This window comes from Pseudomonas pharyngis (assembly GCF_021602345.1).
Lineage (GTDB): Bacteria > Pseudomonadota > Gammaproteobacteria > Pseudomonadales > Pseudomonadaceae > Aquipseudomonas > Aquipseudomonas pharyngis.
Genome location: NZ_BQID01000021.1, coordinates 37,880 through 58,547, shown reverse-complemented (window position 1 = coordinate 58,547; position 20,668 = coordinate 37,880). Strand labels below are relative to the sequence as shown.

22 protein-coding genes are annotated in these 20,668 nt (G+C 59.8%); 11 read left to right on the top strand and 11 right to left on the bottom strand.

Annotated features, from left to right (window positions below):
* Positions 1-33: 33 nt before the first annotated feature.
* From leuD to L6D74_RS27555, 3 genes are all read right to left on the bottom strand, one after another.
* The gene (gene leuD / locus L6D74_RS27565) at positions 34-642 is read right to left on the bottom strand and encodes a 3-isopropylmalate dehydratase small subunit (protein ID WP_236191258.1); all 609 of its coding nucleotides are present in this window, start codon (positions 640-642) and stop codon (positions 34-36) included.
* Positions 643-645: 3 nt separating this feature from the next.
* Positions 646-2,067 (bottom strand): 3-isopropylmalate dehydratase large subunit, encoded by a 1,422-nt coding sequence (gene leuC / locus L6D74_RS27560; RefSeq protein WP_236191256.1) that lies wholly within the window; start codon positions 2,065-2,067, stop codon positions 646-648.
* 122 nt (positions 2,068-2,189) lie between these two features.
* A complete protein-coding gene (locus L6D74_RS27555; RefSeq protein WP_085649091.1) occupies positions 2,190-2,606 on the bottom strand; it encodes a RidA family protein in 417 nt (138 codons plus the stop codon).
* A 134-nt stretch (positions 2,607-2,740) separates the two neighbouring features.
* Between L6D74_RS27555 and L6D74_RS27550 the strand changes: the two genes are divergently transcribed.
* Positions 2,741-3,703: a LysR family transcriptional regulator gene (locus L6D74_RS27550; RefSeq protein ID WP_236191254.1), complete on the top strand. Its 963-nt coding sequence runs from the start codon at positions 2,741-2,743 to the stop codon at positions 3,701-3,703.
* Positions 3,704-3,714: 11 nt separating this feature from the next.
* Here L6D74_RS27550 and L6D74_RS27545 read toward each other — a convergent pair whose 3' ends face one another.
* The 3 genes from L6D74_RS27545 to L6D74_RS27535 are packed head-to-tail and all read right to left on the bottom strand — an operon-like array spanning position 3,715 to position 4,951.
* Positions 3,715-4,122, bottom strand: a complete 408-nt coding sequence (locus L6D74_RS27545; RefSeq protein WP_236191253.1) for a RidA family protein — start codon at positions 4,120-4,122, stop codon at positions 3,715-3,717.
* Between the two features lie 24 nt (positions 4,123-4,146).
* Positions 4,147-4,641, bottom strand: a complete 495-nt coding sequence (locus L6D74_RS27540) for a PaaI family thioesterase (RefSeq protein WP_236191251.1) — start codon at positions 4,639-4,641, stop codon at positions 4,147-4,149.
* A 55-nt stretch (positions 4,642-4,696) separates the two neighbouring features.
* Positions 4,697-4,951, bottom strand: coding sequence for a FecR/PupR family sigma factor regulator (locus L6D74_RS27535; RefSeq protein ID WP_085611857.1), 255 nt, complete (start codon positions 4,949-4,951; stop codon positions 4,697-4,699).
* 224 nt (positions 4,952-5,175) lie between these two features.
* Between L6D74_RS27535 and L6D74_RS27530 the strand changes: the two genes are divergently transcribed.
* Positions 5,176-7,086: a tyrosine-protein phosphatase gene (locus L6D74_RS27530; RefSeq protein ID WP_236191250.1), complete on the top strand. Its 1,911-nt coding sequence runs from the start codon at positions 5,176-5,178 to the stop codon at positions 7,084-7,086.
* A gap of 45 nt (positions 7,087-7,131) precedes the next feature.
* Here L6D74_RS27530 and L6D74_RS27525 read toward each other — a convergent pair whose 3' ends face one another.
* The gene (locus L6D74_RS27525) at positions 7,132-8,052 is read right to left on the bottom strand and encodes an AraC family transcriptional regulator (protein ID WP_373874499.1); all 921 of its coding nucleotides are present in this window, start codon (positions 8,050-8,052) and stop codon (positions 7,132-7,134) included.
* 172 nt (positions 8,053-8,224) lie between these two features.
* Complete coding sequence (locus L6D74_RS27520; protein ID WP_236191247.1) at positions 8,225-9,901, bottom strand: MFS transporter; 1,677 nt, start codon at positions 9,899-9,901, stop codon at positions 8,225-8,227.
* Positions 9,902-10,430: 529 nt separating this feature from the next.
* On the opposite strand from L6D74_RS27520, the gene L6D74_RS27515 reads away from it, so the two are divergent.
* Both L6D74_RS27515 and L6D74_RS27510 read left to right on the top strand, forming a co-directional pair.
* Positions 10,431-10,796: a hypothetical protein gene (locus tag L6D74_RS27515; protein WP_236191245.1), complete on the top strand. Its 366-nt coding sequence runs from the start codon at positions 10,431-10,433 to the stop codon at positions 10,794-10,796.
* Between the two features lie 199 nt (positions 10,797-10,995).
* Positions 10,996-11,388 (top strand): hypothetical protein, encoded by a 393-nt coding sequence (locus tag L6D74_RS27510; RefSeq protein WP_236191243.1) that lies wholly within the window; start codon positions 10,996-10,998, stop codon positions 11,386-11,388.
* Between the two features lie 83 nt (positions 11,389-11,471).
* Here L6D74_RS27510 and L6D74_RS27505 read toward each other — a convergent pair whose 3' ends face one another.
* Positions 11,472-12,167, bottom strand: a complete 696-nt coding sequence (locus L6D74_RS27505) for a transposase (protein ID WP_236191242.1) — start codon at positions 12,165-12,167, stop codon at positions 11,472-11,474.
* A gap of 310 nt (positions 12,168-12,477) precedes the next feature.
* On the opposite strand from L6D74_RS27505, the gene L6D74_RS27500 reads away from it, so the two are divergent.
* Together L6D74_RS27500 and L6D74_RS30260 are read left to right on the top strand one after the other, a co-directional pair.
* Positions 12,478-12,720: a hypothetical protein gene (locus tag L6D74_RS27500; protein WP_236191240.1), complete on the top strand. Its 243-nt coding sequence runs from the start codon at positions 12,478-12,480 to the stop codon at positions 12,718-12,720.
* Positions 12,721-12,865: 145 nt separating this feature from the next.
* Complete coding sequence (locus tag L6D74_RS30260; RefSeq protein ID WP_373874498.1) at positions 12,866-12,991, top strand: ubiquitin-like protein; 126 nt, start codon at positions 12,866-12,868, stop codon at positions 12,989-12,991.
* Positions 12,992-13,158: 167 nt separating this feature from the next.
* Here the strand turns inward: L6D74_RS30260 and L6D74_RS27495 are convergent, their stop codons facing one another.
* The gene (locus L6D74_RS27495; RefSeq protein ID WP_236191238.1) at positions 13,159-13,542 is read right to left on the bottom strand and encodes a DUF6124 family protein; all 384 of its coding nucleotides are present in this window, start codon (positions 13,540-13,542) and stop codon (positions 13,159-13,161) included.
* Between the two features lie 452 nt (positions 13,543-13,994).
* On the opposite strand from L6D74_RS27495, the gene L6D74_RS27490 reads away from it, so the two are divergent.
* From L6D74_RS27490 to L6D74_RS27475, 4 genes are all read left to right on the top strand, one after another.
* Positions 13,995-14,426 carry an HhH-GDP family DNA glycosylase gene (locus tag L6D74_RS27490; RefSeq protein WP_236191236.1) on the top strand — a complete coding sequence of 144 codons (432 nt, stop codon included), beginning with the start codon at positions 13,995-13,997 and terminating at the stop codon, positions 14,424-14,426.
* Positions 14,423-15,154, top strand: a complete 732-nt coding sequence (locus L6D74_RS27485; RefSeq protein WP_236191235.1) for a DUF72 domain-containing protein — start codon at positions 14,423-14,425, stop codon at positions 15,152-15,154. The genes L6D74_RS27490 and L6D74_RS27485 overlap by 4 nt, the downstream gene beginning before the upstream one ends.
* A gap of 101 nt (positions 15,155-15,255) precedes the next feature.
* A complete protein-coding gene (locus tag L6D74_RS27480) occupies positions 15,256-15,636 on the top strand; it encodes a RidA family protein (RefSeq protein WP_236191233.1) in 381 nt (126 codons plus the stop codon).
* A 275-nt stretch (positions 15,637-15,911) separates the two neighbouring features.
* On the top strand, positions 15,912-17,900 hold the full coding sequence (locus L6D74_RS27475; RefSeq protein ID WP_236191231.1) for a peptidase U32 family protein: 1,989 nt from the start codon (positions 15,912-15,914) through the stop codon (positions 17,898-17,900).
* Between the two features lie 60 nt (positions 17,901-17,960).
* On the opposite strand, the gene L6D74_RS27470 is transcribed toward L6D74_RS27475, so the two are convergent.
* Entirely contained in the window at positions 17,961-19,271 is a 1,311-nt protein-coding gene (locus L6D74_RS27470) for an MFS transporter (RefSeq protein WP_085611848.1), read from the bottom strand.
* A gap of 355 nt (positions 19,272-19,626) precedes the next feature.
* On the opposite strand from L6D74_RS27470, the gene L6D74_RS27465 reads away from it, so the two are divergent.
* Positions 19,627-20,652 (top strand): GlxA family transcriptional regulator, encoded by a 1,026-nt coding sequence (locus tag L6D74_RS27465; protein ID WP_085611847.1) that lies wholly within the window; start codon positions 19,627-19,629, stop codon positions 20,650-20,652.
* Positions 20,653-20,668: the final 16 nt, after the last annotated feature.

Below are 20,668 nucleotides of genomic sequence, written 5' to 3'. Positions count from 1 at the left end.
GGCGGTTCAATGAACCGCCCGTTTTTTTTGCCATCAATCCAGCCAGGGATTGTCCGCCAGATGCCGTGCCTCGAAGGCGCGGATCTGCTCGGTGCGTTGCAGCGTGGTGCCGATGGCGTCCAGTCCCAGCAGCAACGACTGTTTGCGCAGCTGATCGATCTCGAATCCGATCTGCGTGCCGTCCGCCAGCTCGATCGTCTGCTGCGCCAGGTTGACGCTGATCCGCGCGGTCGCCGGGACGCTGATCGCCTCGGCCACACGCTTGAACTGCACGTCGTCCAGCTGAATCGCCAACACGCCATTACGCTGGCAGTTGTCGTAGAAAATCCCGGCAAACGTGGTGCCGATCAAGGCCCGGATGCCCACTTGCTTCAAGCCCCACACCGCGTGTTCGCGGCTGGAACCGCATCCGAAATTGGGGCCGGTCACCAGAAACGCCGCGTCCTGCCAGGCCGGCTGGTTGAGCACGAATTCCGGGTTGGGTTCGCCGGAGGCGAGAAAGCGCAGATCGAAGAACAGCCCGCGATCCAGCCCCTGACGATCGATGCCCTTGAGAAACTGCTTGGGCATGATCACGTCGGTGTCGATGTTGGACGCAAGAAACGGCGCGGCGCTGCCGCTGACGGTGTCGAAAGGTTGCATGGTTCAAGCCTCCAGCGCGACGGTGCGCACGTCAGTCAAATGGCCGCTGATGGCGGCGGCTGCGACCATCGCCGGGCTCATCAGGTGGGTGCGCGCACCGGCGCCCTGACGGCCTTCGAAGTTGCGATTGGTGCTGGACGCACAGCGATCCCCCGGCGCGAGCACGTCGTCGTTCATCGCCAGACACATCGAGCAGCCTGATTGCCGCCATTCGAAACCGGCGTCGAGAAAGATTTGCGCCAGGCCTTCGTCCTCGGCCTGATTGCGCACCAACGTCGAACCGGGAACGATCATCGCCCGCACGTGAGCGGCCACACGCTTGCCGCGCACCACCCGGGCGACGTCACGCAAATCTTCGATCCGCGCATTGGTGCAGGAGCCGATGAAGGCATGGCTGATCGTCACTTCGTTCAATGGCATGCCGGGTGTCAGGCCCATGTAGTCGAGGGCGCGCTGCAGGCCCTGACGCAGGATCGGATCGGGCTGGGCGGCCGGGTCCGGCACGTGCCCTTTGATCGGCGCGGCCTGATCGGGGCTGGTGCCCCAGGTCACCATCGGCTCCAGCGCGGCGACGTCGAGAATGACTTCGCGATCGAACACCGCGCCCTCGTCGCTGTGCAGGGTTTTCCAGCGTTCGACGGCCTGCTCCCAGAGCTTGCCCTTGGGCGCACGCGGCTTGTGTTGCAGGTAGGCGAACACCTTGTCGTCCGGTGCCATGAACGCACCCCGGGCGCCGGCCTCGACGGCCATGTTGCAGATGGTCATGCGCGCTTCGACGCTGAGGGCGCTGATGGCCGGGCCGGTGAACTCGATGGCGTAACCGGTGGCGCCGGACGCACCGATCCTTTCGATCAGCGCCATGATGATGTCCTTGGACGTGACACCTGCGCCCAGCTCACCGTTGACCGTCACCCGCAGGGTTTTCAGGCGTTTGTAGACCAAGGTCTGCGTCGCCAGCAGGTGTTCGATTTCCGAAGTGCCGATGCCGAAACCGAAGGCGCCCAGTGCGCCGTAAGTGGTGGTGTGGCTGTCACCGGCCGCGACCACCATGCCCGGCAGAATGAAACCCTGTTCCGGCGCCACGACGTGCTCGATGCCCTGGCGCTTGTCCAGCACATCGAACAGCTCGATGCCGAAGTCGCGGCAGTTTTCTTCGAAGTACGACACCTGCCGCGCGCCCCCGGCGTCGGGCATGGTCGCGATGCGTTTCGGTGCGGTGGGGTTCACATGATCGACCACCGCCAGCGTCGCCGCAGGCCGCCACACAGTGCGCCCGGCCTCGCGCAGGCCGCTGAAGGCTTGCGGGCTGGTGTATTCGTTGGCGACCTGGCGGTCGATGTAAAGCAGCACGTGGCCCTGATCGTCGAGGGTGCAGACGGTGTGACTGTCGATGTGCTTCTGGTACAGCGTTCTCGGGCTCGGCATGGCTTGCGCTCTTTTCTGTCCGGGGCAAAAACAATATGAGGACAGAATATTGATCGCGGAAATGGCATCAAGAGCGCTTCAGTGAAGCCGTTGAACACGGATTGTGAGCAATTGCCGCAAGCCTACGCCCGTGTCTCCTCCGGCAACCTGGCAATCACCTTGATCTCGAACTGAAACCCGTACAGCCACGTCACGCCGACCGCCGTAATGGTCGGATGCGGCGCCTCGCCCCAGAACTCGGGCACCACTTCCCAGATGGTTTCGAAAGTCGATTGCGGGTCGACCATGAATACCGTCACGTCCACCACGTCGTCGAAGCTGCCACCGGCCGCGCCGAGAATGGCGTTGAGGTTGGTGAAGGCCAGTCGCACCTGTTGTTTCAGATCCGGCTCCGGCGAGCCGTCCTCAAGGCTGCCGACCTGGCCTGAGACAAACAGAAAACCGTTGGAACGAACCGCCGGGGAATAACGGTTGCGCTCGTAAAGCGCATGGCGTCCGGGCGGGAAAACCACGTCGCGTTTTGGCTGGGCGTTAGTCATGGGGAGTCTCCTTCAATGGGTTGAAAACCTGCGATGGAGAAACTTTAGGGACTTGCCTCGGCGCGATAAACGCGCAACCTTGGCGTTCACTGTTTGCAAATCCCAAACAATCGAGCCGCTATCAGAGGTGGGATATGGACCGTTTTGACGCGATGCAAGCCTTCGCAAGGGTGGTGGAGGCGGGCAGTTTCACCAAGGCCGCCGAAACCCTGCACATGAGCAAGACCACAGTGACCCAGCTCATTCAGCAACTGGAGGCGCGGCTGCGGGTCAAGTTGCTCAACCGCACCACGCGCAAGGTCAACGCCACGGCGGACGGCGCGGCCTATTACGAGCGGGTGATCAAGTTGCTGGCGGACATGGACGACGCCGAAACCAGCCTGCCTGGCGCGGCGGCGCAGCCCAAGGGGCGCTTGCGGGTCGACGTACCCAGCCCCTTGGCCAATCTGATTCTGGTGCCGGCGCTGCCCGAGTTTTACGCGCGTTACCCGGAGATCCAGATCGACATGGGCGTCAGTGATCGGATCGTCGACATCATCGATGAAAACGTCGATTGCGTTATCCGAGGCGGCGAGCTGCGGGATCAATCGCTGATGGCCCGGAAGGTGGCGGATCTTCAACTTGGCGTGTACGCCGCGCCGAGTTATCTGGCCCGCTCCGGCACCCCGATGCATCCACGGGAGCTGGAGGACAGCCATCATCGGGTGGTCGGTTTCCTTTGGGCGCGTACCGGCAAACCGGTGCCGTACGCCCTGCACAACGAGCACGAAGACTTGCAGATCAAGGGTCGTCACGTGCTGGCGGTCGATGATGGCAACGCCTATCTGTCGGCGGGCCTCGCAGGGCTGGGCGTGTTGTGGTTGCCCAGGTACATGTCCAGAGCACACGAGGCGAGCGGTGATCTGGTGCCGCTGTTTGAAGACTGGCGCCTCGATCCGATGCCGCTCTACGTCGCGTACCCGCCAAACCGCCACATCAGCCGCAAGTTGCGGGTGTTCATCGACTGGATCGCCGAAGTGATGGCCCGTCACGCACCGGTCATGGATCGCTCAGGTTCGCCAGCAGAAGGTCAGGCTCATCGTTCAACAACTGGGTGAGCGGAATGGCGTTACCCAGAGGTAGCGCGCCTGCGCACCGCCACGCATTTGATTTCCACCAGCAGCCCCGGATGGGCCAGCTCGCTGACACCGATGCAGGTCCACGCGCAGAAGCCTTTGGGGAATACGCGGTTTTTCACTTCGCGAAACACCGGCATGTGTTGGCTCATGTCGACGTGATAGGTGGTCATCTCCACCACATCGTTGAAGGTGCAGCCACCGGCCTTCAGCACTTCGTCGAGGTTTTCCCAGGCGCGGATGAATTGCTGCTCGGGGTCTTCGATGACTTGCAAATCAGCGGTGCGGCCCACCTGACCAGCGCAATAAAGCGTGTCGCCGACCAGAACCGCCGGGGCGTAACCGGCGCGTTCGACGATGGTTTTCATGGATTCGGGGATGATGATTTTGCGATCGGGCATGGTGTTTTCCTTCAATGACGGATTTCAGCGACCGTGCGCGGCCGCTGCCAACTGCTCGGTATCCACCCGCACAAATACCGAATCACCCACCGCCGTCAGCACATCCCCGGCGTAGACCTCGCAGATCACCCGGGTCTTGCGCCCGACTTCACCTTCGACTTTTGCCTTCAATGTCAGCGGCACGCCCATCGGCGTTGGTTTGATGAACTTGATGCCCAGGTTGCCGGTGACGCAGTTGATGCGCGGCAGGCTTTCGGGGTCGCGCCCTTCAGCGCGGTAGTGATAAGCCATTGCGGTCCAGTTGGAGTGGCAGTCGACCAGCATGGCGATCAACCCACCGTAGACCAGCTCCGGCCAGCCGCTGTACTTGGCCTCGGGCACGTGCTCGGCCATGACGTGTACGCCGTCTTCGTGCCAGAAGCTTTTGATGTGCAGCCCGTGGGGGTTGCGGCTGCCGCAGCCGAAGCAGACGCCCTCGGGGGCGGCGGTGTCTTGCAGGGAAATGTCGGGGGTGGCCATGCCGGGATCATCCTTAAACTGTAAGCCGAACCCCGCGGATTCTAACCCCGAATGCTCAACGTGAGGATTGCTCCTTTTGCGTGGGCCGTTGTGGATCGGTCAGCAGTTTTTTGCGAGTCGTCGAGTGGTTCGGCAATTGCTCACTGATGTCCCAGATTTCCAGCATTTTCGCGTATTCAAAGGCGTGGCGCGGGCTTTGCTGAATCCACTGCTCAAACGCCTGGCGTTCGTCAGGTGTGCAATCGTCCTCCTGCAGGCGCAGGCACCAGTGCGCTGCCTGGTTCAGGATTTCTTCGTCTGCGTCGGTCATTGACGGTTTCCACGATGGCTGGGGAGGGCATTTTACGTTGCCGCTTGCAAAAAAAACGTCAAAGCACCTTGAGTATTTAAACGGTTAGTGAACGTTCAACGGACAAAAAACGCTGCCGATGGACAGATCGCGCCGTGATTTCCGGGCTTCGTCGCTTTGTCATATTCCCTCACATTTCAATGCAGATAGTGGGCAGCCCAACCTGTTTCCAGTGAGGCTGCCCCGTGTTTCAACGTCTTGTGTGTTCGCTGTCCGTGCTGAGTCTGTCCATTGCTGCCGCCCAGGCGGCTGACCTCGATACCCCGCGCCTGGCAGGCATCGACAACTTCCGGGATATCGCCGGCACCACCACCGCCTATTCCACGGCCCATGACGGCACAATGCGCGCCGGTGTGTTCTACCGCTCCAATGCCCTGACGCCGACGGCGGCGGACCTGGCGACCCTCAACGGTCTGGGGATCAAGTCGGTGTACGACCTGCGCACGCCCAGCGAAATTGCCAGCACGCCGGACACGATGCCAAGCGGTGCGACCTACCAGAATATCGACATCATCGGCAGCACCACCTCCGGCGCGAACATCACCACGGTCTCGTTCAAAAGCGCGGCCGATGCGATTGCGATGATGCAGGAAACCAACCGCGCGTTTGTCAGCGATGCCGGCATGCGTGGTCAGTTCGGTGTGCTGTTCAATGAACTGGCCGGTGTCGACGGCGCCGCGCTGTTCCATTGCACCGCCGGCAAGGACCGCACCGGCTGGACCGCTGCCGTTCTGTTGAGCATCGCCGGCGTCGATAACGCCACGATCATGAGCAATTACCTGGCGACCAACGACTACACCGCCGAACGGGTCGCCAAGACCCTGGCGATGATGCCGCCGAGCATGGCCGCGATCTACGCGCCGCTGCTGGGCGTCGAAGCCAGTTACCTGCAAGCGGGTCTGGATCAGGTCACCGCGCAATACGGCAGCATGGACAACTACCTCAAGCAGGGGCTGGGTCTGTCCCAGGAAACCATTTATGTACTGCGCGGCAAAATGGTCGAGTACAACAGCCTGCCCGGCCAGGCAGGGCTGATCGGCAACGCCGCCGCTGGCGCGCAACTGTTGCAGGAACTGCAGAACAGCAAGCTGTCGGGCACTTACAGCGCCTACAACTACTACCTGCAATCGGCCATCGACGCCGGCACTCTGGGCGGTGTCGAGTCCACGGTCGGCGGCCAGGTGCACGCCGATGCAGCCAGTTACCTGCTGCGTCAGAACGCAATGATCGAGCAAGCCGCCGCGCCGTTCGCCAGCGGCACTGACCTCAAGGTCGGCCAGTACCGGTTGTGGAGCACCGCGCTCGCCGGTTACCTCGGCACCGACGGCTCCGCCCATGCGCAAAGCAGCAACGAACATAGTCAGGGCCTGATGGTCGGCGTCACCCAGCGTTTCTCCGAGCAAGTCAGCGCTCGCGGCGGCATCGGTTACAGCAAAGGCTCGGTGGGTGGCGCAGGTGGCGAGGCCGACACCGATTTCACCTTCCTCGACCTAGGCGCCCGTTATGGCTTCACCAGCCTGGAACGTGGCCTGTTTGTCGATGCCAACATCAGCGCCGGTTACGTCGACTACGACAGCAAACGCGATCTCGGCGGTGGCCTCGGTTCGGCGAAGGGCGACACTCACGGCAATCTCAGCGGCGCCACATTGGCGCTGGGGTATCGCATGCCGCTGAACACTGTGATTCTGGAGCCAAGCCTTGGCGTGCGCGTCAGTCGTCTGGACCTGTCAGGCTTCCAGGAGAAGGGCAGCGAACTGGCCCTTAATGTCGATAACATTCAGGAAACCCGGCGCAGCGCCGTGGCCAATCTCGACGTCTCGTTCGCCCCGATGTCGATGGGCGCGTGGCAACTGGTGCCGGGCGTGCGGGTCGGTTACGAGCATGTGCTGGGCGATCATCAGGTCGACAGCGAAGGGCACCTGCTGGGGCTGGATATCGAGCAGCGCGCGGCGTTCGATAACCGCGATCAGTTCAGCGGGGGCGTCAACCTGATGGCCAATCTCGGTGCTTTGAGCCTGGGCGCTGAAGTCGGTGCCAGCGGTGGGGGCGACAGCCACGGTTTCAGTGGCGCGCTCAAGGCCAGTTATCAGTTCTAAAAGCTGTGGGGGCGAGCCTGCTCGCTCCCACAATGGTCTGCTGTGCTAACGCAGTCCCTTTCGCACATCAGCCGGGCTCACGCCGTAGGCACTCTGGAAGTACTGGCTGAACCGGCCGACATTGCTGAAGCCCAATCGCAGCGCCACTTCGGTCACCGAGGCAGGAGTGCCCTGGCGCAATGTTTCGTAAGCACGCTCCAGCCGCACCTGCCGCTGATACCCGACAATCGACGTCCCGGCAAACCGCCGAAAACCCTCTTGCAGCGCGCGCAGGCTGACGTTGGCCAGCCGCGCCAGATCCGTGCCACTGACCTGAATCTCGGGATGCGCCTGAATGTAATCGATCGCCTGCCGCACATGCCTCGGCGCAATCAACGCCTCTGGACGACGCAGGGCCTGGCTGAAGTTGTGCGGCCAGGCTTCCAATACCGCGTCCACCAGCATCTCCCGCAGCCGTGACGGCATCAGCGAACCGGCGTTCAGCAGCCGATCGAACTCGGTGCCGGTGGCCAGATCGATCAGCGCACGAATGCCCTGAAACGCCGGGCTGTTCAGATCCACCCTCGGCTCGAAATGCAGCTTGTGCACGATCGGTTTGCCCAGCAGGGTCGACAGCCGTTCGGTGAGCGCCGCACGGCTGATCGACATGCCGTGCTGGGCATGATTGTCGATAAAACGCATCGAACGCAGCTCAGCCTTGTCGATGGCCAGCCCCACATCGCACAGCCCGACAGATTCATGGTTGAAAACGATCTTGCCGGCGGTGGGAATGACGAAGGTGATTTCATCGAACGGCTCGGGGAAGGCGACGGTGAAATCGCCCCGGTAATGCATGCGCCGGAAACTCACGCCTTCGTACCGCCCGTAAACGCCGCCAATGATGATGTCTTTGGGCGGCGGTGGTGTGTCGCCATAACGGTTGCCGAACATTCGCGAGAACAGGGCGCCGAAGTCGTCACTGGCCATGTTGTCGGATCGCAGGATGAGGGTCTGGCGTGTCGGGCTTGAGTACACCGGGAGGTTCACCTTGGTGGTCGGGGCATAGGGGCGCGAGGACGTTACCAAGGGAGAATGACGCTGATGTGACAACGCCGGATGCTGTACGTGAACGCCACGCACAGCATCCGGCGAGGTTGGGTCAGGTGTGATGAATGTCGCGATCCTTGGTTTCCGGCATGAAGAAAATCCCGAGAATCGCCGTCATCACCGCAATCACGATCGGGTACCACAAGCCGTAGTAGATATCCCCGGTGGCCGCAACCATCGCAAACGCCACGGTCGGCAGGAACCCGCCGAACCAGCCGTTGCCGATGTGGTACGGCAGCGACATCGAGGTGTAGCGGATGCGCGCCGGAAACAGCTCGACCAGCCACGCCGCAATCGGGCCGTAAACCATGGTCACGTAGATCACGAGGATGGTCAGCAGCAGCAAGACCATCGGGTAATTGGTCTTCGCCGGGTCGGCTTTTTCCGGGTAACCGGCTTCTTTCAACGCGGTGCCGAGGCTGGCAGTGAACGCGTCGTTACGGGTCTTGAAGTCGGCGGCCGGCAGGGTCGTGCCTTCGAAGCTTTCGATGACCTTGTCGCCGATGCGCACCTGAGCCACGGTGCCCGGTTCCGCCACCACGTTTTCGTACGGGATCGCCCGTTTGGCCAGGATGGTTTTCGCCAGATCGCACGAGCTGGTGAATTTGGCCTTGCCCACCGGATCGAACTGGAACGAGCACTGGTCGGGGTTGGCGATCACCTTGACCGGGTTTTTCTCCTGGGCCACGAACACGTCGGGGTTACCGTACTGGGTTAGCGCATGGAAGATCGGGAAGTAGGTCACCGCCGCCAGAATGCACCCGGCCATGATGATGCCCTTGCGCCCGATGCGGTCGGACAGGCTGCCGAAGATCACGAAGAACGGCGTACCGATCAGCAGCGAACCGGCGATCAGCAGGTTCGCGGTCTGCGGGTCGATCTTCAGGGTTTGCAGCAGGAAAAACAGCGCGTAGAACTGCCCGGTGTACCAGACCACCGCTTGCCCGGCGGTGCCGCCGAGCAGGGCCATGATCACGATTTTCAGGTTGTCCCAACGGGCGAAGGACTCGGTCAGCGGGGCTTTCGACGACTTGCCTTCTTCCTTCATTTTCTTGAACACCGGCGACTCGTTCAGTTGCAACCGGATGTACACCGAGACCGCCAGCAGCAGGATCGACAGCAGGAACGGAATCCGCCAGCCCCAGGCCTCGAACGCTTCGGTGCCCAGCGCGGTGCGGCAGGCGAGGATCACCAGCAACGACATAAACAGGCCCAGGGTCGCGGTGGTCTGAATCCATGACGTGAAATAACCGCGTTTGCCCTTCGGCGCATGCTCGGCCACATACGTCGCCGCGCCGCCGTACTCGCCGCCCAGCGCCAGGCCTTGCAGCAGGCGCAGGGTAATCAGAATGATCGGCGCCGCGACCCCGATGGTCGCGTAACCGGGCAGGAACCCCACAATCGCCGTCGACACACCCATGATCACAATCGTGATCAGAAACGTGTGCTTGCGCCCGATCATGTCGCCCAGCCGCCCGAACACAATCGCCCCGAACGGCCGCACCGCAAAACCTGCGGCGAAGGCGAGCAGGGCGAAGATGAACGCCGTGGTCTCGTTCACCCCGGCAAAGAAGTGCTTGGCGATGATCGCGGCCAGGGAGCCGTAGAGGTAGAAGTCGTACCACTCGAACACCGTGCCGAGCGACGACGCAAAGATGACCTTGCGCTCCTCCCGGCTGACGCTGTGGTGCGGGGCACTGCCTGTGGACATGCTGTCGAGTACTGCCATGGGTGTTCTCCGTCGTGCTTGTTTTTGTAGGCCGGAGCACTCCATCAACGTCGCGTACCCAAGGCCTGTGGCGGATGCCGGTTCAGGTATTTCGTGGAGCGTGCACAGAATCACCGCCCCGCGCGGGAGGGCGGGGTTTCATTGAGCATAATTGGGATTGGGGGGATATCCAGTTGGGGAGATTTGACAACGATACATTCGCGGCGGGAATCCACCTGCGCATCGTCTACCGGGAGTTTTTTCATTAAAGAATTGCCGCTTCTACCTCTGGTGCAGTTGCCCAACGACAAGGAGTAGCAGACTGGGCCTTCCCTAGCCCTAGCGCGTCTTCCCAGACCGTTTACTGAGTCACCGCTGCGGATATGCGTTGCGCCTAATTCTTGGTTGGAATTTGATTTATTTCTATTAATTATTAAAACCTGTCATTTATGACAGGTGGCAATGTTGGTGGCTTTATGTAGGGTGTGATTGCGTAGTGGGATGTTTTTAATATTTATGGCTGTCTGGTGAAAGAAGGAGATTTATTATTATGGTGGATTTAACTAAGGATTTTGTAGTTGGAACTCGTCATAAGATTACGCTTCTCAGTGGGCAGGTTGTTGAGGGTCTAATTGAAAGCGTGACACGTGAGGGAGTTGTTATTAATGATCTCTCGGATGGGAAGCCAAAAGATGTTTTGCGGGAAAATATTACTGATGCGACTGCGATTACGATACAAGGAAAGGGGTTCTTGGGGGATAAGCCTTCACCGAATATAGAAGTCGGGTCTGGGTCCGGAGGTGCGAGTGGAGGACATGGGATTGGAAGTGGCCAGCAAACTCAGTGGCATGGTTACGGTTGTAAGTGTGGCTGCGGCGGCTTTGGTACTTATGCTTATGGTGCTCCAGTCTATTAATGATGTTGATGTTTGTTGAGGTGCTGGACCTGTACGCTCTTTAACTCTGGGGTGTAATCGAAGGGGGACAGATTTATTTAATCGTCCCTTGGGAAATAAATCTGCTCCCTTTGGTTGGTTCCTTTGATTGTCCGTCCTTTTAATTATCTTTTTAATTTCGTTTCTCTGGTCCGCCCTCGTATGCAACACAGGTGATCCTATGAATCAATCTATCGCGAGTGTAGTTGTAGCGTCGATTGTCGCTCCATGCGCACCTGCGCTGGTGCAAGCAGCTCCAAGCATTTGCGATGGAGTTGTCGTCGTTCTGATGACTCCCGATGTAGCCAGAGGGTCGCCCATTGAAGTCGAGGTGACAGTACGCAGCGATTTGCTGGGGAGTGTTAGTGGTGTGGTGCAATTCACTGGTTTTCAAGGGCCGGGTTCAATACTCACGTCGGCTAACCAGACGTTTTCGGCAGCAAAGACCTCAGTAACGGTCAATACGAAACCCACGACGATCGCTAACAACTACAAGGGCACGCTGCTAGGCGTTGTGAACGGTTTTCAATGTGAGAAAAGGGTGGAAGGAGCGTTGGACTTGTACGCTCCCTGAAACGATATGAAAAAACAGAAAAAGTGACGCAGGATAATCTAATCAAAAGGGGACGGATTTATTTAATCATCCCCCTTTAGACGTTAAGCACTTTTCTCTGGCCGTCCTCTATCTCTTAATTCAATGCGTCTTCCCGTGATTTGTTCGATTTCATCGACGAATCTCATGTTGCCAGTCAGTTGGCCGCGCTGCAGCGCTCCCCTGATGAGTTGCAATTCATTGGTGGGTGTAGCCATTCCAACAAACGACTTATAGCGCTCATGCCGGGTGGCATCGTCAGGTCCTAACTCCAGGAAACAAGGATTTTTGTCCAGCCAGGTGCTTTCTGAAAAATCGTTCAGGCGCAGAGCGAAACTTGACCAGGGGTAGTCTTCTGCACGCTCCACCATGTGGGCTCGCACCGGGTTTAACTCGATATAGCGACTGCAAGCCAATAGATAGGTGTCGGATTGGACAACGCTGGATTTGTAGCGACTTTCCCATAGCGTGCCAGTCCGCCCCTCAACCTTGTTGCGATACCGCGTCATCCGTGCGGCGAGCGCTTTCATAAGCTGTCCAAGGTTGGACGTTGCTTCTCCTGGGGCGAGAAGCAGGTGGACATGATTGGTCATCAGGCAGTAGGCATAAACTTTTATACCCAGTGCCTCCTTGAGTTCTCGCAGGTCAGAGAGGTAGCGCTCGAAGTCCGCTGGCTCTGCGAAAACGACCTGCCTGTTGTGGCCGCGCTGCACGATGTGATGCGGGTAGTTCGCTAGCACGATGCGTCCGGTTCTGGGCATGAGTCTTCTTACGTCCTTGTTTTGACGGATGAAGTTTAGAAGCTGGCGAGGCGGAGACAGGCGGGATGTGTCAGAGAATGTATCCGCGTGGGCTGGGGCGGATTAAATAAGTCTGTATCCGTTACCTTTTATGGTTATTCAAAAGCTTGGTTGTTCTAAATTAGTATTAAAAACTGTCATTTCTATCAGGTGCGGTTGTGGCTGTTTATGTTGATACTTTGACTGCCAAAGGGGTGGAAAATAAATCTGCCCCCTTTTTGCTTGAAAATAATTCTGTCCCCTTTTTGCTTTTTGGTTGAGGATGAAGAAAATGGCGACTCCAGAAATGATAAGTGCTCAGTTGAGTTGTTTTAGTGAAGCGAAGAACCAAGATAATGTTGCTGATGTGCATTTTTTTGCCGGGGTTGGAGGAGATAAAATACAGTATTACCGTTTTGTGAGTTACTCAGGCGAAGGTACTGCTGCTGTGGTGTACGGTAAAGATGGTAAGAAATTTACGTGCGATTTTTCGAATGCTCAGTATTTATCGCTGTATAGGATCGACTATACGTAAAAAGGAAATACCCCAAAATTAATCAAGAGAAAAAAGGGGAGAGATTAAAAGAAAATTAAATGACAGAAAATAATCTTTCCCCTTTTGTTGCTTTTGTGAGTAAATAAATTTTCCCACTTTTGATTTGTTATTAGAGGTGTTTGTCATGATCATTTTTGTCCGAGTTGAATCGAGTAAGCGAATCACGCTTGAGGTTGAGCCATCTGATCAGATTGAATATGTAAAGGCAAGGATTAAAAAGGTCGAGGCGGTGTCTTTTGATAATAAGTAGTTAAGGTTTGGGGGGCGAGTTCTCGAAAACTCAAGATCTTTGCAGAGTTATGATATTGGAAGTGAGGCGGTTCTTGACTTGTCTTGAGGAACGAGAAAAAGGGGACGAATTTACGCCATCATCCCCATTGGGTTTTAAGTCGTAGCGAAATTTAGCACCGGAGTGATTTATTCCGTCGGAACAACGTTATCCAGCACCTGATTCACCGCCAGTTCCGCCAGCATCACGATCTGTGCGATGCCTTGTGCGGTTTTGCGGTGCGGGCCTTCGAGGGCGTCGACGAGGTTGTTGAGCATGACGTTGGCCGAGCCGAGAGTTTCGACGGCGTCGGCGAGCAGGGATTCGGTGTTGCTGGCCGGGTTGGCCTGGTAGAGGCGGTTGGGAACGTAGGGCGCGGCCATGATGTAGGGGGCGGGCGGGCCGAGGTAGTAGTTGAGGGCGCGTTCGGCGGCTTCGTTGAATTTTTTGGAGTCAGGGCATTCGTAGGGGGAAGTTGGATTGGTGATGCTGTCCGGTGCGGTAACCGGGGGATTTGGAGAAGGTTTGATCATTTTCAGGTTCCGAAATGATGCTGAAACCGCTTCTCTGCTAAAAGAAGGGTGGCAGCTGGACGCAGGTTAGCAGACCGGGGAACCTAAGGAAGCCGGCGCGCCGAAGCGCCCTGCGTACAGCCGCCATCAAATGCAGGCATGGAACCTGATTGATAGTGCGCGTACGACCTTAGGTTGACCACGGGCTGCTAAACCCGATCACTGGAAATCAGTGACCCGATCCAAGTTACCGGCCGACCCCAAGGCGCACAAGCCGGCGGATTCTGGCGTAGCGGTAGGCTCTGGCGCAAGGATTTGTAGGCATCCGGAAGCATTCCGACATGTCTTTAAACGGCATGATTCAAACCTGTTTATCAATCATCGCCCGACGAGGAGAAACCTGACGCGTTAAGCCCCAAAACCATTCGTCGCCAGCCCCGCACTCATCACGCCGCCCCTCGCTCAAAAGCTGCATGACCAAAACCATCAACGCCCAAGACTTGCACATCGACCTGCATCCGCTGAACGAATCAGCGCTGTTCAAATGGCTGCTCGCCAGTTTCCTGATGGGCAAACGCATCCAGGCCGACATCGCCGCCGAAGCTTATCGAGTGATCGTTGAACGACACCAGCGCGATACGCCGCGCAAACTCGGCCATTGCACCCACCGCGAACTGGTGCGGATGCTCGGCCAGGCGCATTACGTGCGCTACGACGAAACCACCGCCGAACGCTTGCTGGCCCTGGCCGCCAAACTGAATCACGAGTACGCCGGTCAGGTGATGAACATGGTCGAGGCGAGCGCCGACCGCCAGGACTTCGAAAAGCGTTTGCAAGCCTTCGACGGCATCGGCCCGAAAACCGTGGAAATCTTCATGCGTGAAGCGGGCAAGGTGCTGTTTTGAGTGTGTCGTCGATCTTCATCGGTTGCGCCGGCTGGAGCATGCCCCGGCAGCACTGGCCGGCCTTCCCGGAGCAGGGCACTCATCTGCAACGTTACGCCGCGCTGCTCAATGGCGTGGAGATCAACAGCTCCTTCTACCGTCCGCACAAACTGCAAACCTATGCCCGTTGGGCCGAGTCGGTGGCGGACGGATTTCGCTTCTGCGTGAAGATGCCGAAATCGATCAGCCATGAGCGACGCCTGTGGGACTGTGAACCTGAGCTCGACGCCTTTCTCGAGCAGTGTTCGGGACTGGGTGATCGCCTGGGTTGCCTGCTGCTGCAGTTGCCACCGTCGCTGGCGTTTGACGAAGCGGTTGCCGAGGCGTTTTTTATCAGCTTGCGCCAGCGCTATTCCGGGGCCGTGGTGCTGGAGCCGCGCCACGAATCCTGGACCGCCGCCGAACTGTTGTTGATGGCGTATCGCATCGCGCAAGCGGTGGTCGATCCCTCGCGAATCAGCACCGACACGGCTCCGTGCGGCTGGCCGGGCGTGCGCTACTGGCGGCTGCACGGTTCGCCACGGATTTATCACAGCCCCTACGACTCGGCGTATCTGGAAACGCTCGCCGGCGATTTGCAGGTGGCGGCTGTCGACGGCGTCGACACCTGGTGCATCTTCGACAACACCGCCAGCGGCGCGGCACTCGGCAATGCGCTGGAACTGCGGCGGATACTGGCGCAGGACTGACACACCGCGTCGGGACTTCCCACCGCCGACCGGGTCTGTAAACTGGCCGCCCGAAACGGCGCGCGATGGCGCCGTCCTCACTGCCAGCGAAGGACTTTCCCATGGCCAACCAAGACATCACCTACACCCCGGACCCGGATGCAGACTCGATCTCTTCGGACGTGACCGAATTCAACGGCATCCTGATGTCGACCCAGATTCCGACCCGTGCCGACGGCAGCCTGGAACTGGGCGACGTCACCGCGCAAAGCGAATGCACGTTGCAGGCGCTGAAAGTGGCGCTGGAAAAGGCCGGCATTTCGATGGACCGCGTGTTGCACCTGACCATTTATCTGACCGACATGGCTGATCGCGCTGCGTTCAACGAGGTGTACAAGCGCTTCTTCGCCAAGCCTTGGCCGGTGCGTGCGGCGGTGGGCGTGGCGGCGCTGGCGGTTGAGGGGATGAAGGTGGAAGTGACTGCGATGGCCGCCAAGGCCTGATTCAGCCCAGCGGCACTTTCCCCTGTGGGAGCGAGCTTGCTCGCGATAGCGGTGGATCAGTCAGCATCTTTATCAACTGACAGTCTGCTATCGCGAGCAAGCTCGCTCCCACAGGTTTTTGGGTGTCTGCGGGATCTGGGGCAAGCCAGCTCCCACAGGGAATGCGGTGCTAAGGGCATTGTCGGCAGCTGCCACCCGGCAGCACAGGCGTGCCGCCCACGCGTTTCGCGGCTACAATGCGCGCCTCGACCGTGACAGCCTGACTAAAAAAACATATGTCCTTGCCCAAACATCACCTGGAACTGCTCAGCCCCGCCCGTGACGTGGCCATCGCCCGCGAGGCCATCCTGCATGGCGCCGACGCGGTGTACATCGGCGGCCCGAGCTTCGGCGCGCGCCACAACGCGTGCAACGAGGTGAGCGAAATCGCCGAACTGGTGGAATTTGCCCGTCGCTATCACGCGCGCATCTTCACCACCATCAACACCATCCTGCACGACAACGAACTGGAGCCGGCGCGCAAGCTGATCCATCAGTTGTACGACGCCGGCGTCGATGCGCTGATCGTTCAGGACCTGGGCGTGATGGAGCTGGACATTCCACCCATCGAGCTGCACGCCAGCACCCAGACCGACATCCGCACCCTTGAGCGGGCCAAGTTCCTCGATCAGGCCGGTTTCTCGCAACTGGTTCTGGCCCGTGAACTGAACCTCAAGGAAATCCGCGCGATCGCCGATGAAACCGATGCCGCCATCGAGTTCTTCATCCACGGCGCACTGTGCGTGGCGTTTTCCGGTCAGTGCAACATTTCCCACGCGCAGACCGGGCGCAGTGCCAACCGTGGCGACTGCTCCCAGGCCTGCCGTCTGCCGTACACCCTCAAAGACGAGAAGGGTGGCGTGATCGCCTACGAAAAACACCTGTTGTCGATGAAAGACAACAACCAGAGCGCCAACATCCGCGCACTGGTCGAGGCCGGTGTGCGTTCGTTCAAGATCGAAGGTCGCTACAAGGACATGGGCTATGTGAAGAACATCACCGCCTATTACCGCCAGCGCCTCGACGACGTGCTCAACGACCGCCCGGACCTGGCGCGCGCTTCCAGCGGCCGCACCGCGCATTTCTTCATGCCGGACCCGGAAAAGACCTTCCACCGTGGCAGCACCGACTACTTCGTCAGCGAGCGCAAGATCGACATCGGCGCGTTCGATTCGCCGACCTTCACCGGTCTGGCAGTGGGCACAGTCGAGAAAGTCGGCAAGCGTGACATGCAAGTGATCACCCACGAGCCGCTGTCGAACGGCGACGGCCTCAACGTGCTGGTCAAGCGCGAAGTGGTCGGTTTCCGCGCCAACATCGCCGAAGCCAAGGGCGAGTTCGAGGAAGAGGGCGAGAAGCGCTACCGCTACCGCGTCGAGCCGAACGAAATGCCAGAAGGCCTGTACAAGCTGCGCCCGAACCACCCGCTGAACCGCAACCTCGACCACAACTGGCAGCAGGCCTTGCTCAAGACCTCCGCCGAGCGTCGGATCGGCGTGAGCTGGCTGGCGAAGCTGCGTGAAGCGCGTCTGGAACTGACCGTGACCAGCGAAGAGGGCATCAGCGCCAGCGTCGCGCTGGACGGCCCGTTCGGCGTCGCCAACAAACCGGAACAGGCGCTGGAGACCTTGCATGACCTGCTCGGCCAGCTCGGCACCACCGAGTACCACGCGACCTCGATCAAACTCGATGCGCCGCAAGCGTTCTTCATCCCGAACTCGCAGCTCAAGTCGTTGCGCCGTGAAGTGATCGAAGCGCTGACCGCTGCCCGCGTTGCCGCTCACCCGCGCGGTTCGCGCAAGGCCGAGACCACGCCACCGCCGGTGTACCCGGAAGCGCATCTGTCGTTCCTGGCCAACGTCTACAACCAGAAGGCTCGCGACTTCTACCACCGTCACGGCGTGAAGCTGATCGACGCGGCGTACGAGGCCCATGAAGAGGCGGGTGAAGTGCCGGTGATGATCACCAAGCACTGCCTGCGGTTCTCCTTCAACCTGTGCCCGAAACAGGCCAAAGGCGTGACCGGTGTGAAAACCAAGGTCGCGCCGATGCAGCTGATTCACGGCGACGAAGTGCTGACCCTGAAGTTCGACTGCAAACCGTGCGAGATGCACGTGATCGGCAAGATGAAGGGCCACATTCTGAACCTGCCGCAGCCGGGCAGTGTGGTGGGGCATATCAGCCCTGAGGATCTGCTGAAAACGATCCCGCGCGCGCCGCACTGATTCAGAGGCAATAAAAAACCGGTGACCAAAGTCACCGGTTTTTTTATGCCCGCCAGAAACTCAACTGGCTTCGTAGCGCGATCCTGTCTGCGGCGCCGCTTCGCCACTCAACGCATCGACCATCGGCGGATGTTCCTGCGCCGCCTGGCGCAGATCCTCGGTCACCCGCAGTTCGGCGCCAGTTGGCGAGAAGGTCGCCGCTGCTGCGAACGGCGCCGGATTGGCCGGCACCGGACGCTTGCCGCGACGCCAGAAGAAGAACGTCACCATGCTCAGATTGACCAGCGCGAAGGCCCAGAACAAGCCGGTTTCGCCGTGAGCGTTCATCGCTGGCGAGATCAGCAGCGGGCTCATCGCCGAGCCCAGCGAATTGATCAGCAGCATGCCCTGAATCATCGGTACCAAGGTTTCCACCGGCGCCCGGTCGGCAGCGTGGCTGACCGCAACCGGGTACAACGCGAACACGCCGCCGCCCAGCAGGAACAGCATCGCCGCGAGCATGGCCGAGGACAGCGGCACCAGTACAATCACCAACGACAGCACCGTGCACGCGGCGCAGAGCACGGTCAGCACCTGCAGGCGATCCTTGCGGTCGGACCAGCGCCCGACAGGGTATTGCAGCAGCATCGCGCCGAGGATCGTCCAGGCCATCATGCTGCCGACTTCGCCGACGTTCAGGCCGATGCGTTGCAGGTACAGCGGCAGCAGGGTGTAGATCGCCGCGATGGTCACGCCGGAGCCGAAGCACCCGACCAGTCCGGTGGGGGACACACCCAGCAGCGCCCGTGGCTTGAGCGGTTCGACCTGTTCAAGCAGCGGTGAAACCCGCGGCAGGATCACGATCGGCAGCACCGACAGGGTCGCGAGCATGCCGGCGACCATGAACGGCGCGGTATCGCCCAGCCCGGTGATTTTTCCCAAAAACGCCTGACCCAGCACGCCGGCGCCGTAGAGAACGATCATGTACAACGCGAGCAGACGGCCGCGAATCTTCGCGTCACCGGCCAGCAGCAGCCAGCTCTCGATCACCAGAAATACACCGACCGTGGCCCAGCCGTTGATCAGGCGCAGGACGACCCAGCCCCAGGTGTCATAAAACAGCCCTTGCAGCAGGATGGTCGCGGCGATGAGCGAGGCGAAGCTGCTGTAGGCGCGGATGTGGCCGATGCGCAGGATCAGCCGGTCGTTGAAGATCGCGCCCAGGGTCAGGCCGATGAAATAGGCCGAGGACACGATACCGATCATCGTCGCCGATTCGCCGGCCGCGCCCAGGCGCAGGGTGGTCAAAGAAGACAGAAAGCCGTTGCCCAGGGCAACAATGAATAGCCCGAGCAGGGGCGCCAGCGCCATGGCCAGCAAACGCGGTGTCATAAAAACCTCAAGTGATCGAACAGCGGAACGTGCGCCTCTGCGCATGCGAGTGCCAAGCCGAAGTGTGTTGAAGACAAACGACCGCCGAACGGGCAGGACGATTGAGCCTGGCGCACTGGGTGAAAGTGGCCGGCTGTTCAAACCTGAGGGTTGTCATGGCTGCGGGCAGGCGCCGTTCGGGCGACTGCAAGAGGAGGCGCGATTTTAAGCCTTGTGTGGCGTTTGCCAAGGTGCCGGGCCTGCGACGTTGGGACGCAGGCTCGCTGGTATCAGCAGCGACCGCACTGACGTGCTTGCGTCGTTCGCGAGTAATTTGCTGCGGCGCCGGTTAGCATGGCGGCATAACAACGAAACGATGGACCCCACCTTGATCGAACGACGCCAATTCAGCGGTGGCATGAAGGGCAAGAACCTTCGCTACCTGAACGAGCCCGCCAGCGGGCCGGGACGCATGACCCGCACCGGGTTTGTGCTGCTGGAGCATTTTTCCCTGCCGGCCTTCACCCAGGCGCTGGACACCCTGGTCACCGCCAATCTGCTGCGCCCCGGTCTGTTTTCCACGCGCACCTTCGGCCTCAGCGACGGCGAAGTGATCAGCGACCTGGGGCTGGTGATTCGCCCGGACTCGCGTCTGGAAACCAGTGTGTTGCAGGAACTGGATCTGCTGGTGATCTGCGGCGGTTACCGCACGGAATTGAAGGCGAGCGATGAGCTCATCAACCTGCTGAAGATGGCCGCCGAGGCCGGCGTGATACTGGCCGGGTTGTGGAACGGCGCGTGGTTCCTGGGCCGGGCAGGGGTGCTGGAAGGCTATCGCTGTGCGATTCACCCGGAGCATCGACCGGCGCTGGCGGAGATTTCCAAGGCGACCCAGGTCAGCAGCGAACCCTACGTAATCGACCGCGACCGGTTGACCGCGTCCAGTCCGTCTGGCGCGTTCCACATGGCCCTGGATTGGATCAAGGGCCTGCACGACAAGGCGCTGGTCGAAGGCATCGAAGACATTCTGGCGTTCGAGGAATCGCGTTACCGGCGGATCAAACCGACCGAGAACCTCTGCGTCAGCGCGCCGTTGCGTGAAGTGGTGAAGCTGATGGACGCCAATCTGGAGGAACCGCTGGAGCTGGAACAACTGGCGGTGTATGCCGGGCGTTCCCGGCGTCAACTGGAGCGGCTGTTCAAGGAACAACTGGGCACCACGCCGCAGCGTTATTACATGGAACTGCGCATCACCGAGGCTCGGCGCCTTTTGCAACACACCGAGCTGTCTCAGGTGGACGTACTGGTGGCCTGCGGATTCGTGTCACCGAGTCATTTCAGCAAGTGCTACAGCGCCTATTTCGGTTATCGCCCGTCCAAAGAAAAACGGCTCGTCAAATGACGAGCCGTTCGGCGTG

What these genes read in the sequence shown, in the direction of transcription:
- leuD (WP_236191258.1), bottom strand. Translation starts at nt 642, where the DNA reads ATGCAACCTTTCGACACCGTCAGCGGCAGCGCCGCGCCGTTTCTTGCG.
- leuC (WP_236191256.1), bottom strand. Translation starts at nt 2,067, where the DNA reads ATGCCGAGCCCGAGAACGCTGTACCAGAAGCACATCGACAGTCACACC.
- L6D74_RS27555 (WP_085649091.1), bottom strand. Translation starts at nt 2,606, where the DNA reads ATGACTAACGCCCAGCCAAAACGCGACGTGGTTTTCCCGCCCGGACGC.
- L6D74_RS27550 (WP_236191254.1), top strand. Translation starts at nt 2,741, where the DNA reads ATGGACCGTTTTGACGCGATGCAAGCCTTCGCAAGGGTGGTGGAGGCG.
- L6D74_RS27545 (WP_236191253.1), bottom strand. Translation starts at nt 4,122, where the DNA reads ATGCCCGATCGCAAAATCATCATCCCCGAATCCATGAAAACCATCGTC.
- L6D74_RS27540 (WP_236191251.1), bottom strand. Translation starts at nt 4,641, where the DNA reads ATGGCCACCCCCGACATTTCCCTGCAAGACACCGCCGCCCCCGAGGGC.
- L6D74_RS27535 (WP_085611857.1), bottom strand. Translation starts at nt 4,951, where the DNA reads ATGACCGACGCAGACGAAGAAATCCTGAACCAGGCAGCGCACTGGTGC.
- L6D74_RS27525 (WP_373874499.1), bottom strand. Translation starts at nt 8,052, where the DNA reads ATGGCCAGTGACGACTTCGGCGCCCTGTTCTCGCGAATGTTCGGCAAC.
- L6D74_RS27520 (WP_236191247.1), bottom strand. Translation starts at nt 9,901, where the DNA reads ATGGCAGTACTCGACAGCATGTCCACAGGCAGTGCCCCGCACCACAGC.
- L6D74_RS27515 (WP_236191245.1), top strand. Translation starts at nt 10,431, where the DNA reads ATGGTGGATTTAACTAAGGATTTTGTAGTTGGAACTCGTCATAAGATT.
- L6D74_RS27510 (WP_236191243.1), top strand. Translation starts at nt 10,996, where the DNA reads ATGAATCAATCTATCGCGAGTGTAGTTGTAGCGTCGATTGTCGCTCCA.
- L6D74_RS27505 (WP_236191242.1), bottom strand. Translation starts at nt 12,167, where the DNA reads ATGCCCAGAACCGGACGCATCGTGCTAGCGAACTACCCGCATCACATC.
- L6D74_RS27500 (WP_236191240.1), top strand. Translation starts at nt 12,478, where the DNA reads ATGGCGACTCCAGAAATGATAAGTGCTCAGTTGAGTTGTTTTAGTGAA.
- L6D74_RS30260 (WP_373874498.1), top strand. Translation starts at nt 12,866, where the DNA reads ATGATCATTTTTGTCCGAGTTGAATCGAGTAAGCGAATCACGCTTGAG.
- L6D74_RS27495 (WP_236191238.1), bottom strand. Translation starts at nt 13,542, where the DNA reads ATGATCAAACCTTCTCCAAATCCCCCGGTTACCGCACCGGACAGCATC.
- L6D74_RS27490 (WP_236191236.1), top strand. Translation starts at nt 13,995, where the DNA reads ATGACCAAAACCATCAACGCCCAAGACTTGCACATCGACCTGCATCCG.
- L6D74_RS27480 (WP_236191233.1), top strand. Translation starts at nt 15,256, where the DNA reads ATGGCCAACCAAGACATCACCTACACCCCGGACCCGGATGCAGACTCG.
- L6D74_RS27475 (WP_236191231.1), top strand. Translation starts at nt 15,912, where the DNA reads ATGTCCTTGCCCAAACATCACCTGGAACTGCTCAGCCCCGCCCGTGAC.
- L6D74_RS27470 (WP_085611848.1), bottom strand. Translation starts at nt 19,271, where the DNA reads ATGACACCGCGTTTGCTGGCCATGGCGCTGGCGCCCCTGCTCGGGCTA.
- L6D74_RS27465 (WP_085611847.1), top strand. Translation starts at nt 19,627, where the DNA reads ATGGACCCCACCTTGATCGAACGACGCCAATTCAGCGGTGGCATGAAG.